Below are 17,333 nucleotides of genomic sequence, written 5' to 3'. Positions count from 1 at the left end.
CTTACTATCGATATATCACCAATACAACGGAGATGGTTTCATGATGATGAAAGCAGCAGTTGCAAAAGCCTTCGGACAGCCTCTGGTTATCGAGCAGGTGCCGGTACCGGAAGTGGGTCCAGGTCAGATATTGGTTAAAATTGCCGCCACCGGCGTATGCCACACCGATCTCCACGCCGTAGAAGGTGACTGGCCGGTCAAACCCAATCCGCCATTTATTCCGGGCCACGAAGGTGTGGGACACGTGGTGAAAGTCGGCGCGGGCGTCACTCACTTGAAAGAAGGCGATCGCGTGGGCGTTCCTTGGCTGTATTCCGCCTGTGGACACTGTGAGTACTGTTTGGACGGTTGGGAAACGCTGTGTGAAAAACAGCAGAACTCCGGATACTCCGTCAACGGAAGCTTCGCAGAATACTGCCTCGCCGATGCTAACTATGTCGGTATTCTGCCGGACGACGTCGAGTTTAATGAAATCGCCCCGATCCTGTGCGCAGGCGTAACCGTTTATAAAGGTCTGAAAATGACCGACACCAAACCGGGCGATTGGGTCGTTATCTCCGGTATCGGCGGTCTGGGTCATCTGGCCGTTCAATACGCGAAGGCGATGGGCCTGAACGTCGCGGCCGTCGATATCGACGACAGCAAGCTGGAGTTCGCCAAACGCCTGGGCGCGACCGTCACCGTCAACGCGAAAAACACCGACCCGGTGGCTTACCTGAAAAAAGAAATAGGCGGCGCGCATGGCGTACTGGTCACCGCAGTGTCTCCGAAAGCATTCGAACAGGCCATCGGTATGGCCCGCCGCGGCGGCACCATCGCTCTGAACGGCCTGCCGCCGGGTAAATTCGACCTGTCGATCTTCGACATGGTGCTGGACGGCATTACCGTTCGCGGCTCCATTGTTGGGACGCGTAAAGACCTGCAGGAGTCACTGGACTTCGCCAGCAAAGGCAAAGTGAAAGCGAATATCGCCGTTGAACCACTGGAAAATATCAACGACATTTTCGCTCGCATGCATGCCGGTAAGATTGAAGGCCGTATCGTCGTCGATTTGTCGCTGTAATCGCCTCTTCCCCGTGGCTTCACCACGGGGATATTTCTTTTCCCGCCNCCCGATTAATTTCACATCACGGCTTGTCAACCGTGCGATAACCGCTTAAATCCGCCTGTTGGCGGGGCCTAATGTCACAAAGAGTTACGCCGTCACGTCTTTCCCCTCCCGTCACATTATTTTATACTGTATAAAATGACAGCCTCCAGAGATATCGCATGACCGCCGAAGGCCACCTTCTATTCGCTGTTGCCAGCGCCATTTTCGCCAAAAAAGCAGAGCTCTCTCCCGCGCTTGCGGCCGGAGACTGGTGGCACATTATCCCTGCGGCCATGTTGACGTCACTACTGCCGGATATCGACCATCCTAAATCAGTACTAGGACAACGTTTGAAGTGGATCTCTGTCCCGGTAGCGCGCCTGTGTGGACATCGCGGCTTCACTCACAGCCTGTTAGCAATCATCGCCGGGCTGTACTTTATTCACACTCAGCTCCCTGTGAGTTGGCCGATCCCCGGCGACGTCTACCACGCGATGATTGTGGGCTATCTCAGCCATATCGTAGCGGATATGCTGACGTCAGCAGGCGTACCGCTACTATGGCCGTGCCGCTGGCGATTCCGCTTTCCTATATTACAAAGCCAAAAAGGCAATCAGCTCGAACGGATGCTATGTTCGGGGCTGATTGTGCTCTCGTTATGGCAGCCCCAGAGATCGCTGGAAAGCTGGAACTATCCTCAACCAACGAAATGGCTTCAGGGTCTTAGCTTACAACTCCATCAATTACTTACCCCGCAACGCAGCACCTTACTGCGTTTTTAGGTGCAGCCTGCCCTGTTTGCCGGTAACACCCGCCGATAAGACCTGCTATTCTAGCGCGCCTGTCTCCCCGGCCGGGGAGCAAGATAAAAGATAACCAACGAGGGAGAAGTGGAGATGAATTTTCCGCTCATACTGAATGTCATTGTTTTCGCCCTGCTACTGATTGCGCTGAGTTACTGCGGCAACGCACGCTGGAGCCTAGCGAAGAAAGTGCTGCTGGGTCTGGTGCTCGGCGTGTTGTTAGGCTTGGGATTGCACCTGGTCTACGGCAATAACGCACCGGTCATTGCACAGTCGATTGCCTGGTTCAATATCGTCGGCAATGGCTATGTCCAACTGCTGCAAATGGTCGTCATGCCGCTGGTCTTTGTGTCTATTCTCAGCTCGGTCGCGAAGTTGCATAATGCCTCGTCGCTGGGAAAAATCAGCCTGCTGACCATCGGTACGCTGCTTTTCACTACGCTGATTGCCGCGCTGGTCGGGGTTTTTGTCACCACCCTGTTTGAACTCAATGCCTCAGGCCTGGTGCAAGGCGCTCAGGAAACGGCTCGACTGTCGGCAATTGAGAGCAACTACGCCGGTAAGGTCGCCGATCTCTCCGTACCGAAGTTAATCCTGTCTCTTCTCCCCAAGAACCCGTTCGCGGATCTGACCGGCGCCAGTCCGACGGCTATTATCAGCGTGGTCATCTTCGCCGCGTTTTTGGGGGTCGCCGCGCTCCAACTGCTGAAAGACGACGCTGAAAAAGGCCAACGGGTCTTGATCGCCATCGATACTCTTCAGTCGTGGGTGATGAAGCTGGTGCGATTGGTCATGCGTCTGACACCTTATGGCGTGCTTGCGTTGATGACCAAGATGGTGGCCAGCTCAAACCTGCAGGACATTATTAAGCTCGGCAGCTTCGTGGTTGCGTCTTATTTGGGACTGGCCATGATGTTCGTCGTTCACGCCCTGCTGCTCTCGCTGACCGGCATCAACCCGGCTCGCTTCTTCCGTAAAGTTGGCCCGGTCCTCTCCTTTGCCTTTACCAGCCGCTCCAGTGCGGCCACTATCCCACTGAGTATTGAAGCGCAAACCCGACGTCTGGGCATACCGGAGTCTATCGCCAGCTTCGCCGCCTCGTTCGGTACCACCATCGGCCAAAACGGTTGTGCGGGGTTATATCCGGCCATGCTGGCGGTGATGGTCGCGCCTACGGTTGGCATCAACCCGCTGGACCCGGTTTGGATTGCCACGCTGGTGGGCATCGTGACCATCAGCTCCGCCGGCGTTGCTGGCGTGGGCGGCGGCGCGACCTTCGCGGCATTGATCGTCCTGCCCGCGATGGGGCTTCCAGTCACGCTGGTGGCTCTGCTTATTTCAATCGAACCTCTGATTGATATGGGGCGTACCGCGTTGAACGTCAGCGGCTCGATGACGGCGGGGACGGTGACCAGTCAGTTACTCAAGCAAACCGACAAACAGGTGTTTAATTCGCGGGAAGACGTGGAATTAAAGCAACAGTAAGTCTGATCTCTCGCATTTAAAAACCAAAAAGCCGAACAAGATGTTCGGCTTTTTTTGTTGCTCGATCCAAGTTAGCTCTGAGGATGAGTATCGTATTCCTGACAGCTCTGGAAGCCTTTATTCAGGACATGACCCGTTTCATCGAAGCTGACGAAGTAGTACTGTATTTTCTTGTCTTTTGTCCCCAGGATATAGGTGTTACAGGTACCACGTGCATTAATCATCGTGGCCTGGGTAGAGGCTGGACCTGCGATTTGATTGACCTGTTGTTTGGTCATCCCCTTTTTGACGTCTTTTACCACCGGCTTGGTGAAATAATTCTCTGCACGGTCATATGCCGTACAACCAGAAAGGAGCACCAGCCCTGCAGCAATACACATTAATAATCGATTCTTGTTCATTGCATTACCTCTTTTGGTATGAGTTAGGTTAAGGCTAGATGGCAAAAGGCGGTTTTTCAACCCGACGTCAATGCTTTAATGAACTGATAATGGGTAAGAAAATAGGCCTCCCTGGGCAATCTTACCCCACTCACTTATCCTTTTACTCCGTGGGAAGTCACGTTAAACTGAGACAATCCTTCTAATTATGCTGCCGTATCAATAGGTTCAGGAGAGGCGAAATGTCATTACAGCAGAGCATCATTCAGGCACTCGGCGTCAAAAGCACGATCGACCCCGCCCAGGAAGTCCGTGTCAGCGTTGATTTTTTGAAGAATTATCTTAAGGCCCATCCTTTCGTCAAAAGCCTGGTGCTCGGCATCAGCGGCGGTCAGGATTCAACACTGACGGGCAAAGTCTGCCAAACGGCTATCACCGAACTTCGCACAGAGACCGGTAACTCCGCCTATCAGTTTATCGCCGTTCGCCTTCCCTATGGCGTGCAGGCCGACGAGCAGGACTGTCAGGATGCCATTCAGTTTATCCAGCCGGACCGCGTCTTAACCGTCAATATCAAACCCGCCGTAGATGCCAGCGAAGCTACCCTCCGTGAACTCGGTATTGAGCTATCTGATTTTGTGAAGGGCAACGAAAAAGCGCGAGAACGTATGAAAGCGCAATACAGCATCGCCGGAATGAATGCCGGACTGGTCGTAGGGACGGATCACGCTGCAGAAGCGGTCACCGGCTTTTTCACCAAATACGGCGATGGCGGCACGGATATCAATCCAATTTTCCGCTTGAACAAACGTCAGGGTAAGGCGCTGCTTAAATGGCTGGGCTGCCCTTCTCATCTCTATACCAAAGCGCCTACCGCGGATCTGGAAGAAGATCGTCCCGCGTTGCCAGACGAGGTTGCGCTGGGCGTCACCTACGAGAGTATCGACGATTATTTGGAAGGTAAAAATATCGATCAGCACGACGCGGCGATCATTGAGGAGTGGTACCGCAAAACGGAGCATAAACGCCGTCCGCCGATCACCGTTTTCGACGATTTCTGGAAATGATCGGCGTTTTACCTGCGCTCTAATCAGCGTCCTCTCTTAAACATTCACGGCAGCCTGGCTGCCGTTTTCTTTTCTGTGCGTACCGTGGGCTTCAAGTCATGCAATTCCGACTACACTGTGAGTCAAAGCACTAACGTGAGATGACTATGATGCGCCGCCCTCCTCCGGGTAAACGAATTCAGCGCGAGATTCGCACTGTCGAACAGATGATCAAACTGTATGCGAAATCTCATCCCGTTTCCGATGGCGACGACCACTACACGGTGTTGTTTCGCTACGCGATAAACCGTCTTAATAAATGTTATTTCGGGGAAGAAAAACCGGCCTGTAAACAGTGTCCAATCCACTGTTATCAATCGACCAAACGCGAAATGATGAAACTCATCATGCGTTGGTCAGGACCGAGAATGCTGCTGCATCATCCCGTGCTTGCCCTCCAACACCTTTGGGACGATCGCCGTCCGGTACCGGAAATCCCGCCCGCCAAAACGAATACACCGCATTTTCAAGACAACTTTTCAGACGATTCCGCAAAAGAAAAAGGCCGCTAAAGCGGCCTTTTCGTTAACTTACAACTTACTCAGTCTTTAGGTGAAGCATTCTCAACCCGACTTTTTAACTTCTGCCCCGGACGGAATGTGACCACACGGCGCGCCGTAATCGGAATATCCTCGCCTGTTTTTGGGTTACGTCCCGGCCGTTGGTTTTTGTCTCGCAGGTCGAAATTGCCAAACCCTGACAACTTGACTTGCTCGCCATTTTCCAAGGCACGACGAACTTCTTCAAAAAACAACTCGACTAGCTCTTTGGCATCCCGTTTACTCAGCCCAAGCTTTTCAAACAGGTATTCTGACATTTCAGCTTTTGTAAGCGCCATAGGTTTAATCCCTCAAGGATGCTTGGAATCGCTGTTTCAGTGCTGCCACGCATTTCGCGACTGTGGCGGCAATTTCCTCTTCTGCCAGTGTACGAGCGGTATCCTGCAATACCAGACTGATAGCCAGACTCTTATATCCGTCCTCTACGCCCTTGCCTCGGTACACATCAAACAAGTTTACGCCAACTAACTGATTTGCGCCAACTTTCTTGCACTCAGCCAGAATATCTCCTGCAGGCACGTTTTCAGCGACCACAACGGCGATATCGCGACGGTTAGCCGGGAAGCGAGAAACATCCGCCGCTTCGGGCACAACACGGTCTGAAATTTTGTCCCAAAGCACTTCAAATACGACGGTGCGACCGTTCAAATCCAACTTCCGCTCCAGTTCTGGATGAATAACCCCAATGAAACCAATGCGTTGGTCATCCAGATAGATCGCGGCGCTTTGACCTGGGTGTAGCGCAGGATTCGCTTCAGCCCTGAACTCGACGGCAGAAAGTTTGCCCGTCAAAGCCAGCACAGCTTCAAAATCACCTTTTAAATCATAGAAGTCAACTGGCTGTCGTGCCAGGTCCCAATGCTCTTCATATCGTGAACCCGTGATCACACCTGCTAACATCATTTCCTGACGAATACCCTGCTCCGCGTCGCTATCGGGCACAAAACGCAAGCCACTCTCAAAAATACGGATACGACTCTGTTGACGATTCTGGTTATAAACGACTGCGCCCAGCAAACCAGTCCACAACGACAAGCGCATAGCGGACATATCAACCGAAATTGGGCTAGGCAGAATCAGCGCTTCTTCGCCAGGATGAACCAGTGCCTGAATTTTTGGATCAACAAAGCTGTAGGTAATTGCTTCCTGATAGCCGTGGTCCACCAGCATGGTCTTCACGCGTTTCAGAGAGAGATTAGCTTCACGGTGGCTCGTCATTTTCAACGGGGCCAGCGCAGCTTCGTTAGGAATATTGTCGTAGCCGTAGATACGAGCGACTTCCTCAACCAGATCTTCTTCAATTTCCATATCGAAACGCCAGCTCGGCGCGGTGGCTTGCCAGCCGTCGGCGATACGCGTTACCTGACAGCCCAGACGTTCGAGAATATCGCTCACCTTGTCGTCAGCGATATGATGGCCGATCAGGCGATCTAATTTTTCGCGACGTAGTGCAATCGTAGCGCGAGCAGGCAGGTTTTTATCGTGCGTTACATCAACTACCGGACCGGCTTCGCCGCCGCAAATATCCAGCAGCAGACGCGTGGCGCGTTCCATGGCTTGAGATTGCAGCTGTGGGTCAACGCCACGCTCATAGCGATGAGAAGCATCCGTATGCAAACCGTAGCGGCGCGCGCGACCGGTGATTGCCAATGGATTGAAGAAGGCGCATTCCAGCAAAACGTCCTGCGTTTCTTCATTCACACCCGAGTGCTCACCACCGAAAATACCGGCCATTGCCAGCGCTTTGCTGCTATCGGCAATCACCAGCGTTTCTGCGTTCAGCTTCGCATCGTTACCGTCCAACAGACGCAACGTTTCGCCTTCCTGAGCGGTGCGCACCGTGATATTCCCGTCCAGACGGGCAAGATCAAACGCGTGCATCGGCTGGCCCAGTTCTAAAAGAACGTAGTTGGTAACATCAACAACCGGATCGATGGAGCGAATGCCGCAGCGACGCAGTTTTTCACGCATCCACAGCGGTGTGGACGCTTTCACGTTGATCCCTTTCACCACGCGGCCGAGGTAACGAGGACAAGCTTCCGGGGCATCAACACCGATGGGGAAAGTGTCAGCGATTGTCGGTTCGACGGGCGTGATTTCCGGCCCGTTGAAGGCAACACCATTTAACACGGCGACGTCACGCGCGACGCCCTGCAGGCTCAGACAGTCGGCACGGTTAGGCGTTACGCTGATCTCGATGATGTTGTCATCCAGCTTCAGATACTCGCGCAGGTCGGTACCAATCGGCGCATCAGCGGGCAGTTCCAGAATCCCGTTATGGTCGTCGGCAATACCCAATTCGGAGAAGGAGCACAGCATCCCTTCAGACGGTTCACCACGAAGCTTGGCGGCTTTGATCTTGAAATCGCCCGGCAACACCGCGCCGATGGTCGCAACCGCAACTTTTAGACCTTTACGGCAGTTAGGCGCGCCACAGACGATATCCAGCAGACGTTCACCGCCTACATTAACTTTGGTGACGCGCAGTTTGTCGGCATTAGGATGCTGTTCGCACTCGACCACTTCACCCACAAACACACCGTTAAACGCACCGGCTGCAGGTTCTACACCGTCAACTTCCAGACCGGCCATAGTGATTTGTTCAGATAAGGCTTCGCTGCTGATAGCTGGGTTAACCCATTCCCGTAACCAGAGTTCACTGAATTTCATAATGCTATTCCTGCCTTATTTAAACTGTTTGAGGAAGCGTAAATCGTTTTCAAAAAATGCGCGCAGATCGGTCACGCCGTAACGCAACATGGTCAGTCGTTCCATCCCCATGCCAAACGCGAAACCGGAATACACGTCCGGATCAATGCCAACATTGCGCAGAACATTAGGATGCACCATCCCACAGCCCAGCACTTCGAGCCATTTACCGTTTTTACCCATGACGTCCACTTCGGCGGACGGTTCGGTGAACGGGAAATAAGAAGGACGGAAACGAACCTGTAAATCTTCCTCAAAGAAGTTACGCAGAAAATCGTGAAGCGTGCCCTTCAGGTGGGTAAAGCTGATGTTTTTATCCAGGATCAGCCCTTCCATCTGATGGAACATCGGGGTATGGGTCTGGTCGTAATCGTTACGGTAAACACGGCCCGGCGCGATGATGCGAATAGGCGGTTGCTGCTTTTCCATCGTGCGGATTTGCACGCCGGAGGTTTGTGTACGCAACAGGCGTTTGGCATCAAACCAGAACGTATCATGGTCGGCGCGAGCAGGATGGTGACCAGGGATGTTTAGCGCGTCAAAGTTATGATAATCATCTTCAATCTCGGGTCCCGATACAACGGAGAAACCCAGCTCGCCAAAGAAGGTTTCAATGCGATCGATGGTGCGAGTGATTGGATGCAGGCCGCCGTTTTCGATGGTGCGACCCGGCATTGATACATCGATGGTTTCCGCAGCAAGGCGAGCGTTCAGTTCAGCGCTTTCCATTGCCTGCTTACGGGCATTCAACGCCTCCTGTACTTCCTGCTTGGCCTGGTTGATTACGGCACCCGCTGCAGGACGCTCTTCAGCAGGCAGCTCGCGCAGCGAGGTCATCTGAAGGGTTAAGTGACCTTTTTTGCCCAGGTATTCCACGCGCACATTTTCCAATGCGGCGATATCCTGCGCCTCTTCTATGGCTGTTCTGGCTTTGGCAACCAGTTCTGCGAGATGTTGCATTACATTCCTCTTCTTCTGCCTGTACGGCCACGGTGATAATTGGAAAAGTATGATTCTCAGTGCATCTGATAACACGACTTGTATGGTCCCGGGCCTTTCCCTGACCAATAAAAAAAGCCTCCGCAAGGGAGGCTTAGGCGCTACTTTTCGTTTCTTTTCTTACGCGCAAAGCCTCCTGAGTTCAGGCGCTAAAGTAAAAAAAGAAACGGAAAATAGCAGTTTTCATACTTGCGTTACCTTGTCGTTATTTATCTCATAGAGGGCTAAGCGCTACGTTCAACTCTTTCAAAGCTTATAAAGAAATTGACGAGGCTCATGAGCTAAAAAATCAAAAGAGGGAGCAAGCTCCCTCTTCTAACCGGCTTACGCCAGAGCTGCTTTCGCTTTTTCTACCAGTGCGCTGAAGGCCACTTTATCGAAAACTGCGATATCAGACAGAATCTTACGGTCAATTTCAACAGAGGCTTTTTTCAGGCCATTGATGAATTTGCTGTAGGACAAACCGTTCTGACGGGCTGCTGCGTTGATACGTGCAATCCACAGCTGGCGGAACTGACGTTTCCGCTGACGACGGTCGCGGTATGCGTACTGACCAGCTTTGATTACTGCCTGGAAGGCAACACGATAAACGCGCGAACGGGCACCGTAGTAACCTTTCGCTTGTTTTAATACTTTCTTGTGACGTGCACGAGCAACCACACCACGTTTTACGCGAGCCATATGCTCTCTCCTAAAATCTTATTCTGAATGAAAAGGTAACTTATGCGTAAGGCAGACAACGGATGACCAGACCCAGATCGCCTTTGGCAACTTGAGCTTTAGGACGCAGATGACGTTTACGTTTAGTCGCTTTTTTCGTCAGAATATGACGCAGGTTAGCATGCTTACGCTTAAAACCACCGCCGGCGGTTTTCTTAAAGCGTTTAGCGGCGCCACGTACTGTTTTGATCTTTGGCATTGTTATTTCCACTTCGCATTGTTAATAAAACGAATCAGATAAGGCGAACGAAACCGCGCTAAACAAACATAGCGCGGACTCGATTACTTGAATGCCTTACTGTTTCTTCTTCGGTGCAAGCACCATGATCATCTGACGGCCTTCGATCTTCGATGGGAAGGATTCGACGACTGCCAGTTCACTCAGATCGTCACGAACGCGGTTAAGCACTTCGATACCAATCTGCTGGTGCGCCATTTCACGTCCACGGAAACGCAGAGTGATTTTGGCTTTGTCACCATCTTCCAGAAAGCGAATCAGGTTGCGTAGTTTGACCTGATAGTCGCCATCATCGGTACCAGGTCGGAATTTGATTTCCTTGACCTGAATAACTTTTTGTTTCTTCTTCTGCTCTTTAGTGGCCTTACTCTTCTCATAGAGGAACTTGCCGTAATCCATGATTCGGCAAACCGGCGGTTCGGCGTTCGGGCTGATTTCTACTAAATCAACGCCTGCTTCTTCGGCTTTTTCTAGCGCTTCATTCAGGCTGACAATACCGATCTGTTCGCCATCGACGCCTGTCAGGCGTACCTCTTGTGCGCGAATTTCTCTGTTGATGCGATTAGGACGCGCCGGTTGAACTCGTTTTCCGCCTTTAATACCTTATTCCTCCAATTGATGAAGACTACGGCTGCGAATCTCTTGTTGCAGCTTACTGATAACTTCGCTGACATCCAGACTCCCCAAATCTTTGCCGCGGCGAGTGCGGACAGCAACTTTACCTGCTTCCACTTCTTTATCGCCACAGACCAGCATATAGGGAACACGCCGCAATGTGTGCTCGCGGATTTTAAAGCCAATCTTCTCATTTCTCAAGTCTGCTTTGACGCGAATGCCCGCTTCTTGCAGTTTTTGGGTCAATTCGCTGACATAATCAGACTGACTGTCGGTGATATTCATAATCACCACCTGTACCGGAGCCAACCAGGTCGGGAAGAATCCCGCAAACTCTTCGGTAAGAATACCGATAAAGCGCTCCATTGAGCCCAGTATAGCCCGGTGAATCATTACCGGGACCTGACGTTCGTTGTTTTCGCCAACGTAAGACGCACTTAGACGGTTCGGCAATGAAAAGTCGAGCTGTACAGTACCACACTGCCACGCACGATCCAGGCAGTCATGTAAGGTAAACTCGATTTTCGGACCATAAAAGGCCCCTTCTCCCGGCTGATATTCGAATGGAATATCATTTTCAGCCAGCGCCGCCGCCAGATCCTCTTCCGCACGGGTCCACGTTTCATCGGAACCGATACGTTTTTCCGGACGGGTTGACAGTTTCACCTCGATTTTTTCAAAACCGAAGGTGCTATACATGTCATAAACCATTTTAATGCAGTTATTGACCTCAGAACGAACCTGATCTTCCGTACAGAAGATATGAGCATCATCCTGAGTAAACCCGCGGACACGCATCAGGCCATGCAGAGACCCCGAAGGCTCGTTACGATGGCAGCTACCAAACTCAGCCATACGCAGCGGCAGATCGCGGTAAGACTTCAATCCTTGATTGAATATCTGTACGTGACCCGGGCAGTTCATCGGCTTAATGCAGTATTCGCGGTTTTCAGACGAGGTGGTAAACATCGCGTCTTTGTAGTTGTCCCAGTGTCCGGTTTTTTCCCACAACACGCGGTCCATCATGAACGGACCTTTTACTTCCTGATACTGGTACTCTTTCAGCTTAAGACGAACAAACGCTTCCAACTCGCGGAAANCCGTCCACCCGTCGTTGTGCCAGAACACCATACCCGGCGCTTCTTCCTGCATGTGATACAGGTCAAGCTGCTTACCGATTTTACGGTGGTCGCGCTTAGCCGCTTCTTCCAACCGCTGCAGATAGGCATTGAGCTGTTTCTTGTCTGCCCATGCGGTACCGTATATACGCTGCAGCATTTTATTGCTGCTGTCGCCACGCCAATAAGCACCCGAGGTTTTCTGTAGTTTGAAGTGATGGCAGAAACGCATATTGGGAACGTGCGGCCCACGACACATATCAACGTATTCTTCATGATGATACAGGCCCGGACGGTCGTCGTGGCTGATGTTTTCATCCAAGATGGCGACTTTATAGACTTCGCCGCGCGATACGAAAGTATCTCGCGCTTCCTGCCAGCTCGCGGTCTTCTTGATAACGTCGTAGTCTTTATTGGACAGCTCGTGCATGCGCTTTTCGAGCATTTCCACGTCTTCCTGCGTCAGCGTATGGTCCAGATCGACATCGTAGTAGAAACCGTTGTCAATCACCGGGCCGATAGCCATTTTAGTGTCCGGCCATAGCTGTTTGATCGCATGACCCAGCAAATGCGCGCAGGAGTGTCGAATAATTTCAAGACCCGCTTCATCCTTTGCCGTGATGATCGCCAGTTGCGCATCAGATTCAATCAAATCCGTTGCGTCGGTCAGCTCGCCATTAACTCGGCCGGCGATACAGGCTTTGGCCAGACCCGGACCGATATCGAGGGCGACATCAAGAGGAGAGACGGCGTGGTCATAATGACGCTGGCTGCCGTCGGGAAGCGTAATAACAGGCATGATAATTCCCTTATTTGCAGTGGTGACCCACACGCAAGATCACATACAAAAGATAATTGTGTTTATTTCAGTTGTCGGCAGCGTGTTTAACCCACAATTGTTAAAACGCTGCCACGACAGTGATTCATAGCGGTATAACAAAGACGGCAACATCGTTAACGATGTTTGCAGCAAACCCTATTAACCTGACGGCGTAGAGTACCATCATGACCCCTCACATGCCACCCGCGGCGGGAAATGGGCTGATAAAACAGTGGCGTATTCGGCAATCTGACAGGGTTAAGAGGAATAAGCAGACAGTACGATGATGCTAACGAGGTTCTTGATACTGTTTAAGCGATAAAAAGACAAAATCAAAGGCTATCCACCCTACTTCAACGTCGGACAGCCGATGACACATCGATAATCAACGCTCGGGGATAACGTTTCTAAAGTAAACGTCAGTATCGTCGTCTTCCTGCTTAACCTCTTGCACAGGCTCAGCGCTCGGAGGTACAGGGATGAGGGCCTGCATCAAAGCAAGCTGTTTTTTTTGCTGTTTGACGATTTCCTGCAGGAGTCTAATCTGCTCATTTGCCCGCACGCTCGCGCGGTTCACGAAGAACCACACCACCAGCGCCAGCAAAATAATCAGCATCACCAAAACCATTTCTAACATGTTTGATACCGCCCCACTCATGCTTAAAACCTAGGATGTTTTGACTAAAGGAGCATTTTACCACTGAGCTCCTCAGCAATTCGATAACAGCACGATAATTTATCGCTCAAACGGTTAGCGTCACATGTTTATCCCTGGAGATATACAATCCGCACCCCGGCAAGAAAAACGTATCGGCGATGATGCACACTAATAACAAAGGCCCCGCAGGGCCTTTGTTCAAGATTCAAATCAAGCAGAGATTACTTCAGGTAAGCCCCGCTGCGCAGCGCCTCAATACGCTTGTCCAACGGAGGATGCGACAGGAATAGTTCGCTAAATGACTTCGACTTGCCGTTAATGCAAAACGCCATCATGCTGCTCTCTTCCTGAGGCTCATAGCTGGTTTTCAACCGCTGCAACGCCGCAATCATTTTCTCCCGACCTACCAGCTTGGCGGACCCGGCATCCGCATGGAATTCCCGGTAGCGGGAGAACCACATCGTGATGATGCTGGCCAGAATACCGAAGACCAATTCCAGCACGGTCGCCACGGCGAAATAGATCAGCGGGTTGCCGTTGCTGCTCTCGCTATCATCGCGATTACCGGACAGAAAGCCCGACGCGACTTGTGCAAGCAGGCGCGAAATAAAGATCACGAAGGTGTTAACAACGCCCTGGATCAGGGTCATGGTCACCATATCGCCATTAGCCACATGGCTGATTTCGTGTGCGATAACCGCTTCCGCCTCATCGCGGCTCATATTCTGGAGCAACCCAGAGCTCACGGCCACCAAAGACGAATTCCGACGAGCCCCGGTAGCGAAGGCATTGATATCCGGCGCCTGATAGATCGCCNCCTGCGGCATAGCAATCCCCACCTGCTGAGACTGCGCACGTACCGTTTCGACTAACCAACGCTCGGTTTCGTTACGCGGCTGCTCAATAACTTCACCACCGACGGAGCGCAACGCCATCCATTTTGACATCAGCAATGAAACGATCGCACCGCCAAAGCCAAACAGACCGGCCATAATCATCAAGCCGTAAGTACTACTGGGCCGAATGCCCGTTAAGCTAAGTACTAGCCCAAAAACCAACATCACCGCCAAGTTGGTGATTAGGAAAAGCGCAATACGCATCATATAAGTCTGATTTCCTCTCTCAGGCAAAAACTACAATTGGGATGCAATGCTTACATGGTATGGGCTGCAATGGCTTTTTCAAGCATTCTTAACATCTAAGTTACCGAATCAACATAACTTTACGTTTTTCGAGTCTCGGCATCGCGTAAAAGCGCATCAATCCGCGGAAAATCGGTACGTGACGCAAAAATAGAGGTCGGACAAACGGAATTCCCACCGGCTCAAGACCACCGCACACAGAATAGATATTGCCGTCAATCCGTCCGACACATGATGCCAGGCGTTACCGAGAACATAACGCTTCCCTTATCGCCCACATGTCCCCTAACCCCATGCGCCAATAAATGATTAATAGGCAAATCAGACCTGCGCCACGCCCAATTGGCGCGCAAAGTCGGCCGCTGGCATCGGACGTCCAAACAGATAGCCCTGCGCCTGTTCGCACCCCTTATTTCTCAGCCGCTCACACTGCTCCTGCGTTTCCACACCTTCAGCAATAACATCCAGCCTGAAGCTTTTTCCCAGATACAGAATAGCTCTGACGATGGCTGCATCCGGCGGAGACTCACACATGGCCCGCACAAATGTTTGATCGATCTTCAGGCGGGTAACCGGATAGTTCTTCAGCATACTCAACGACGCATATCCGGTGCCGTAGTCGTCAAAGGCGATGCTGATACCTTCGCTACGTAACTCATTAAGCGGGTTAAGCATATTCTCATCGTATCGGATGATGATGTTCTCGGTGATCTCTAGCTCCAATGCGCTCGGAGGCAACCCGGTTTTTTCCAGCACGGACCTAATTTTCTGCGACAACATGCCCGAGCGGAACTGGGCCGCGAACAAGTTGATGCTGATGCGGAAATTTTCCGCCCCCGCTTTCCGCCATTCCGCGGCTTGCTGACAAGCCTCCTGCACAACCCAATCCCCGATGCGCTCAGCCCAAGGACCTTTTTCCAGCGCGGTCAAGAAGGCGGCGGGCGCCAGCAGTCCTTTATAGGGATGCTGCCAGCGCAGCAATGCTTCGGCGCCGACGATCTCATTGTTCATCAAATTCACTTGAGGCTGATAGAACACCTCAAATTCATTTTTTTCATAAGCACGAATGAATTCCAGTTGGAATGCATGTTTGGCCTGGAAGATTTCGCGCAGTTCACGCGTGAAGAAACGGTAACAGTTGCGTCCATCGGCCTTCGCCTGATAGAGGGCTAAATCTGCACTGGTCAACAGCTCCTGAGTCGTAGCGCCTTGAGAACGAAACATAACCAGCCCGATGCTGGCACTGGTATTCACCTGCTTGTCGCCGACGACAACCGTTTGAGAAATATCATGATTGATCTGCCGGGCCATTTTTTCCGCCACCTGGAGGTCTTCCAACTGAGGAAGTAATACCGCGAATTCGTCGCCGCCCATACGCGCCACCAAATCGCCTTGCCTGACGTTGGCCAACAGTTTTTGCGCCACGCTGACGAGAATTTCATCTCCGCTCGCATGGCCCAGACTGTCATTGATATCCTTGAAACCATCCAGATCGACGATCATGAGGCAACCAGAAGGATGCTGCTTGAGAAGCTGATTCAGCGAGGTGGCCAACAACGTGCGGTTGATTAACCCCGTAAGAGGATCCCGGTGCGCCTGCAAGAACAGTCTTTCCTGGTAACGCTTGCGTTCAGAGGTATCGCGCAAAATCAAGCTGTAACTGTCTCCCTCTTCTTGTTGCCATACCCCTACAGACAGCTCGATAGGCAGCAGGGCGCCACTTTGAGTCGCAGCATCAAGCTCAATTCGGCTGCCCTTCGACCGCGCCGTTTCATCAGTAGACAAATGGTGCAACTGCACAATAAACATATCCGGCACGACGCTGCTGATATGTTGCCCCACTATCTGCTCTCTGGAATATTCCAACAGATTTTCGGCGGCCTCATTCCAGAAAGTAATAATGCCCTGATGATTCACACACAGGATGGCGTCGGGAGACAGCCGCGCCACCCGCTCGAAGCTTGCCTGGTCCGTTTTTCTGGCCACATCAAGACGCCGCATTTCCAGCTTATCCATGACCAACGTAGACAAATCCTGCAGATTGTGAGCATCGCGCGCACTCAAACCGATGCGCGGCTTGAGGTCGACAATATTGAGCGTGCCGATAGTTTGACCTAGAGGCGATCGTAACGGTATGCCGGCATAAAACCGAATATGAGGGTCACCGGTCACCATTGGATTATTTTTGAATCGGGGATCTCGACGAGCATCCGGCACGACCAGGATGCCTTTCTTTTGAATGGCATAGTTGCAAAAGGAATCTTCCCGTGCCATTTGGCAAACGGAAAAACCCACGCTTGCCACGAAGAGTTGACGCTCTTTATCTAGAATGGAGATAGCAACGATGGGGACATTGAATACATTCGCGGCCAGCTTAATCAGATTCTCCAGATCGGAGTCATCAGATAACGGGCCGTCGATGCCATACTCACGCACCGCGTCAAGTCGGCTGTTCACATCTTTTTTGTTCACTGGGGCTCGACTCATGGGGGTTCCCCTTACTGTTCCATTGTTGTTACTGTCGTCAATACCGGTCATCACGGTGAGCGATAATAGGATAAACTAGCGCTCCTGAACGCAGTTTGATAAAGCGAGCTCATCCGTCGCTCAAACCAAAACAGTGTCTCTGAAACAGGGTTTCTTACCAGCCCGGTTCTATTTCCTTTCTGGCAAAAAACGTTCTGCTTCATATATAGAATTCTTGTTCTCTCAATAAAGAATAGCAAATCACCGTCACTCAGTGAGTGGCGCCTTAAGAATTTGTGTCTATTCCCTAAATCCCGGCAAAATATCACCAATATTGATCGAAGTTTGTTCTGGTATTACCCGCAGGTATTTCATGTTGAGTCGATAATAGGCCAATAGTCATATTCATATGAAGTGCGCAACA

General features: G+C 51.6%; 17 protein-coding genes and 1 other annotated feature. Of the genes, 5 read left to right on the top strand and 12 right to left on the bottom strand.

Features of this window, described 5'->3' with window-relative positions:
• Positions 1–46: 46 nt before the first annotated feature.
• The 3 genes from adhP (at position 47) to SB13_RS05325 (ending at position 3,378) form a co-directional block, all read left to right on the top strand.
• Positions 47–1,063 (top strand): alcohol dehydrogenase AdhP, encoded by a 1,017-nt coding sequence (gene adhP / locus SB13_RS05335; RefSeq protein WP_026739358.1) that lies wholly within the window; start codon positions 47–49, stop codon positions 1,061–1,063.
• Between the two features lie 206 nt (positions 1,064–1,269).
• A complete protein-coding gene (locus SB13_RS05330; protein ID WP_026739357.1) occupies positions 1,270–1,872 on the top strand; it encodes a metal-dependent hydrolase in 603 nt (200 codons plus the stop codon).
• A 114-nt stretch (positions 1,873–1,986) separates the two neighbouring features.
• A complete protein-coding gene (locus SB13_RS05325) occupies positions 1,987–3,378 on the top strand; it encodes an L-cystine transporter (RefSeq protein WP_026739356.1) in 1,392 nt (463 codons plus the stop codon).
• Between the two features lie 71 nt (positions 3,379–3,449).
• On the opposite strand, the gene osmE is transcribed toward SB13_RS05325, so the two are convergent.
• Positions 3,450–3,779 (bottom strand): osmotically-inducible lipoprotein OsmE, encoded by a 330-nt coding sequence (osmE, locus tag SB13_RS05320; RefSeq protein ID WP_026739355.1) that lies wholly within the window; start codon positions 3,777–3,779, stop codon positions 3,450–3,452.
• Between the two features lie 221 nt (positions 3,780–4,000).
• Here osmE and nadE point away from each other — a divergent pair, with 221 nt between their 5' ends.
• Both nadE and SB13_RS05310 read left to right on the top strand, forming a co-directional pair.
• Positions 4,001–4,825, top strand: a complete 825-nt coding sequence (gene nadE, locus SB13_RS05315) for an ammonia-dependent NAD(+) synthetase (protein ID WP_026739354.1) — start codon at positions 4,001–4,003, stop codon at positions 4,823–4,825.
• Positions 4,826–4,974: 149 nt separating this feature from the next.
• Complete coding sequence (locus SB13_RS05310; protein ID WP_026739353.1) at positions 4,975–5,376, top strand: nitrous oxide-stimulated promoter family protein; 402 nt, start codon at positions 4,975–4,977, stop codon at positions 5,374–5,376.
• A 29-nt stretch (positions 5,377–5,405) separates the two neighbouring features.
• On the opposite strand, the gene ihfA is transcribed toward SB13_RS05310, so the two are convergent.
• The 11 genes from ihfA to SB13_RS05260 all read right to left on the bottom strand — a co-directional run bounded on the left by ihfA (position 5,406) and on the right by SB13_RS05260 (position 16,930).
• On the bottom strand, positions 5,406–5,702 hold the full coding sequence (gene ihfA, locus SB13_RS05305; RefSeq protein WP_026739352.1) for an integration host factor subunit alpha: 297 nt from the start codon (positions 5,700–5,702) through the stop codon (positions 5,406–5,408).
• Positions 5,703–5,706: 4 nt separating this feature from the next.
• Positions 5,707–8,094 (bottom strand): phenylalanine--tRNA ligase subunit beta, encoded by a 2,388-nt coding sequence (gene pheT, locus SB13_RS05300; RefSeq protein ID WP_026739351.1) that lies wholly within the window; start codon positions 8,092–8,094, stop codon positions 5,707–5,709.
• A gap of 15 nt (positions 8,095–8,109) precedes the next feature.
• The gene (gene pheS, locus SB13_RS05295; RefSeq protein ID WP_026739350.1) at positions 8,110–9,093 is read right to left on the bottom strand and encodes a phenylalanine--tRNA ligase subunit alpha; all 984 of its coding nucleotides are present in this window, start codon (positions 9,091–9,093) and stop codon (positions 8,110–8,112) included.
• A gap of 107 nt (positions 9,094–9,200) precedes the next feature.
• Positions 9,201–9,324 (bottom strand) — a sequence feature (Phe leader region).
• Positions 9,275–9,319: a pheST operon leader peptide PheM gene (pheM, locus tag SB13_RS17730; RefSeq protein WP_123225455.1), complete on the bottom strand. Its 45-nt coding sequence runs from the start codon at positions 9,317–9,319 to the stop codon at positions 9,275–9,277. Its footprint overlaps the feature before it by 45 nt.
• A 132-nt stretch (positions 9,325–9,456) precedes the next feature.
• Entirely contained in the window at positions 9,457–9,813 is a 357-nt protein-coding gene (gene rplT, locus SB13_RS05290) for a 50S ribosomal protein L20 (protein WP_026739349.1), read from the bottom strand.
• Between the two features lie 40 nt (positions 9,814–9,853).
• A complete protein-coding gene (rpmI, locus tag SB13_RS05285; RefSeq protein ID WP_026739348.1) occupies positions 9,854–10,051 on the bottom strand; it encodes a 50S ribosomal protein L35 in 198 nt (65 codons plus the stop codon).
• Between the two features lie 96 nt (positions 10,052–10,147).
• The gene (gene infC, locus SB13_RS17195; RefSeq protein ID WP_072000210.1) at positions 10,148–10,690 is read right to left on the bottom strand and encodes a translation initiation factor IF-3; all 543 of its coding nucleotides are present in this window, start codon (positions 10,688–10,690) and stop codon (positions 10,148–10,150) included.
• A gap of 3 nt (positions 10,691–10,693) precedes the next feature.
• On the bottom strand, positions 10,694–12,622 hold the full coding sequence (gene thrS / locus SB13_RS05275) for a threonine--tRNA ligase (RefSeq protein ID WP_026739347.1): 1,929 nt from the start codon (positions 12,620–12,622) through the stop codon (positions 10,694–10,696).
• 406 nt (positions 12,623–13,028) lie between these two features.
• Complete coding sequence (locus tag SB13_RS05270; protein WP_026739346.1) at positions 13,029–13,301, bottom strand: YebO family protein; 273 nt, start codon at positions 13,299–13,301, stop codon at positions 13,029–13,031.
• A gap of 221 nt (positions 13,302–13,522) precedes the next feature.
• Entirely contained in the window at positions 13,523–14,404 is an 882-nt protein-coding gene (gene htpX, locus SB13_RS05265; protein ID WP_026739345.1) for a protease HtpX, read from the bottom strand.
• 360 nt (positions 14,405–14,764) lie between these two features.
• The gene (locus SB13_RS05260; protein ID WP_026739344.1) at positions 14,765–16,930 is read right to left on the bottom strand and encodes a sensor domain-containing phosphodiesterase; all 2,166 of its coding nucleotides are present in this window, start codon (positions 16,928–16,930) and stop codon (positions 14,765–14,767) included.
• Positions 16,931–17,333: the final 403 nt, after the last annotated feature.

It is taken from the genome of Lonsdalea quercina subsp. quercina, from assembly GCF_000688695.1.
GTDB classification, from domain to species: domain Bacteria; phylum Pseudomonadota; class Gammaproteobacteria; order Enterobacterales; family Enterobacteriaceae; genus Lonsdalea; species Lonsdalea quercina_D.
The sequence above is the reverse complement of the archived record's forward strand: the minus strand, read 5'-3'. Positions and strand labels throughout refer to the sequence as shown.

Coding starts and splice junctions, on each gene's coding strand:
- adhP (WP_026739358.1), top strand. CDS start 47: ATGAAAGCAGCAGTTGCAAAAGCCTTCGGACAGCCTCTGGTTATCGAG.
- SB13_RS05330 (WP_026739357.1), top strand. CDS start 1,270: ATGACCGCCGAAGGCCACCTTCTATTCGCTGTTGCCAGCGCCATTTTC.
- SB13_RS05325 (WP_026739356.1), top strand. CDS start 1,987: ATGAATTTTCCGCTCATACTGAATGTCATTGTTTTCGCCCTGCTACTG.
- osmE (WP_026739355.1), bottom strand. CDS start 3,779: ATGAACAAGAATCGATTATTAATGTGTATTGCTGCAGGGCTGGTGCTC.
- nadE (WP_026739354.1), top strand. CDS start 4,001: ATGTCATTACAGCAGAGCATCATTCAGGCACTCGGCGTCAAAAGCACG.
- SB13_RS05310 (WP_026739353.1), top strand. CDS start 4,975: ATGCGCCGCCCTCCTCCGGGTAAACGAATTCAGCGCGAGATTCGCACT.
- ihfA (WP_026739352.1), bottom strand. CDS start 5,702: ATGGCGCTTACAAAAGCTGAAATGTCAGAATACCTGTTTGAAAAGCTT.
- pheT (WP_026739351.1), bottom strand. CDS start 8,094: ATGAAATTCAGTGAACTCTGGTTACGGGAATGGGTTAACCCAGCTATC.
- pheS (WP_026739350.1), bottom strand. CDS start 9,093: ATGCAACATCTCGCAGAACTGGTTGCCAAAGCCAGAACAGCCATAGAA.
- rplT (WP_026739349.1), bottom strand. CDS start 9,813: ATGGCTCGCGTAAAACGTGGTGTGGTTGCTCGTGCACGTCACAAGAAA.
- rpmI (WP_026739348.1), bottom strand. CDS start 10,051: ATGCCAAAGATCAAAACAGTACGTGGCGCCGCTAAACGCTTTAAGAAA.
- SB13_RS05270 (WP_026739346.1), bottom strand. CDS start 13,301: ATGAGTGGGGCGGTATCAAACATGTTAGAAATGGTTTTGGTGATGCTG.
- SB13_RS05260 (WP_026739344.1), bottom strand. CDS start 16,930: ATGAGTCGAGCCCCAGTGAACAAAAAAGATGTGAACAGCCGACTTGAC.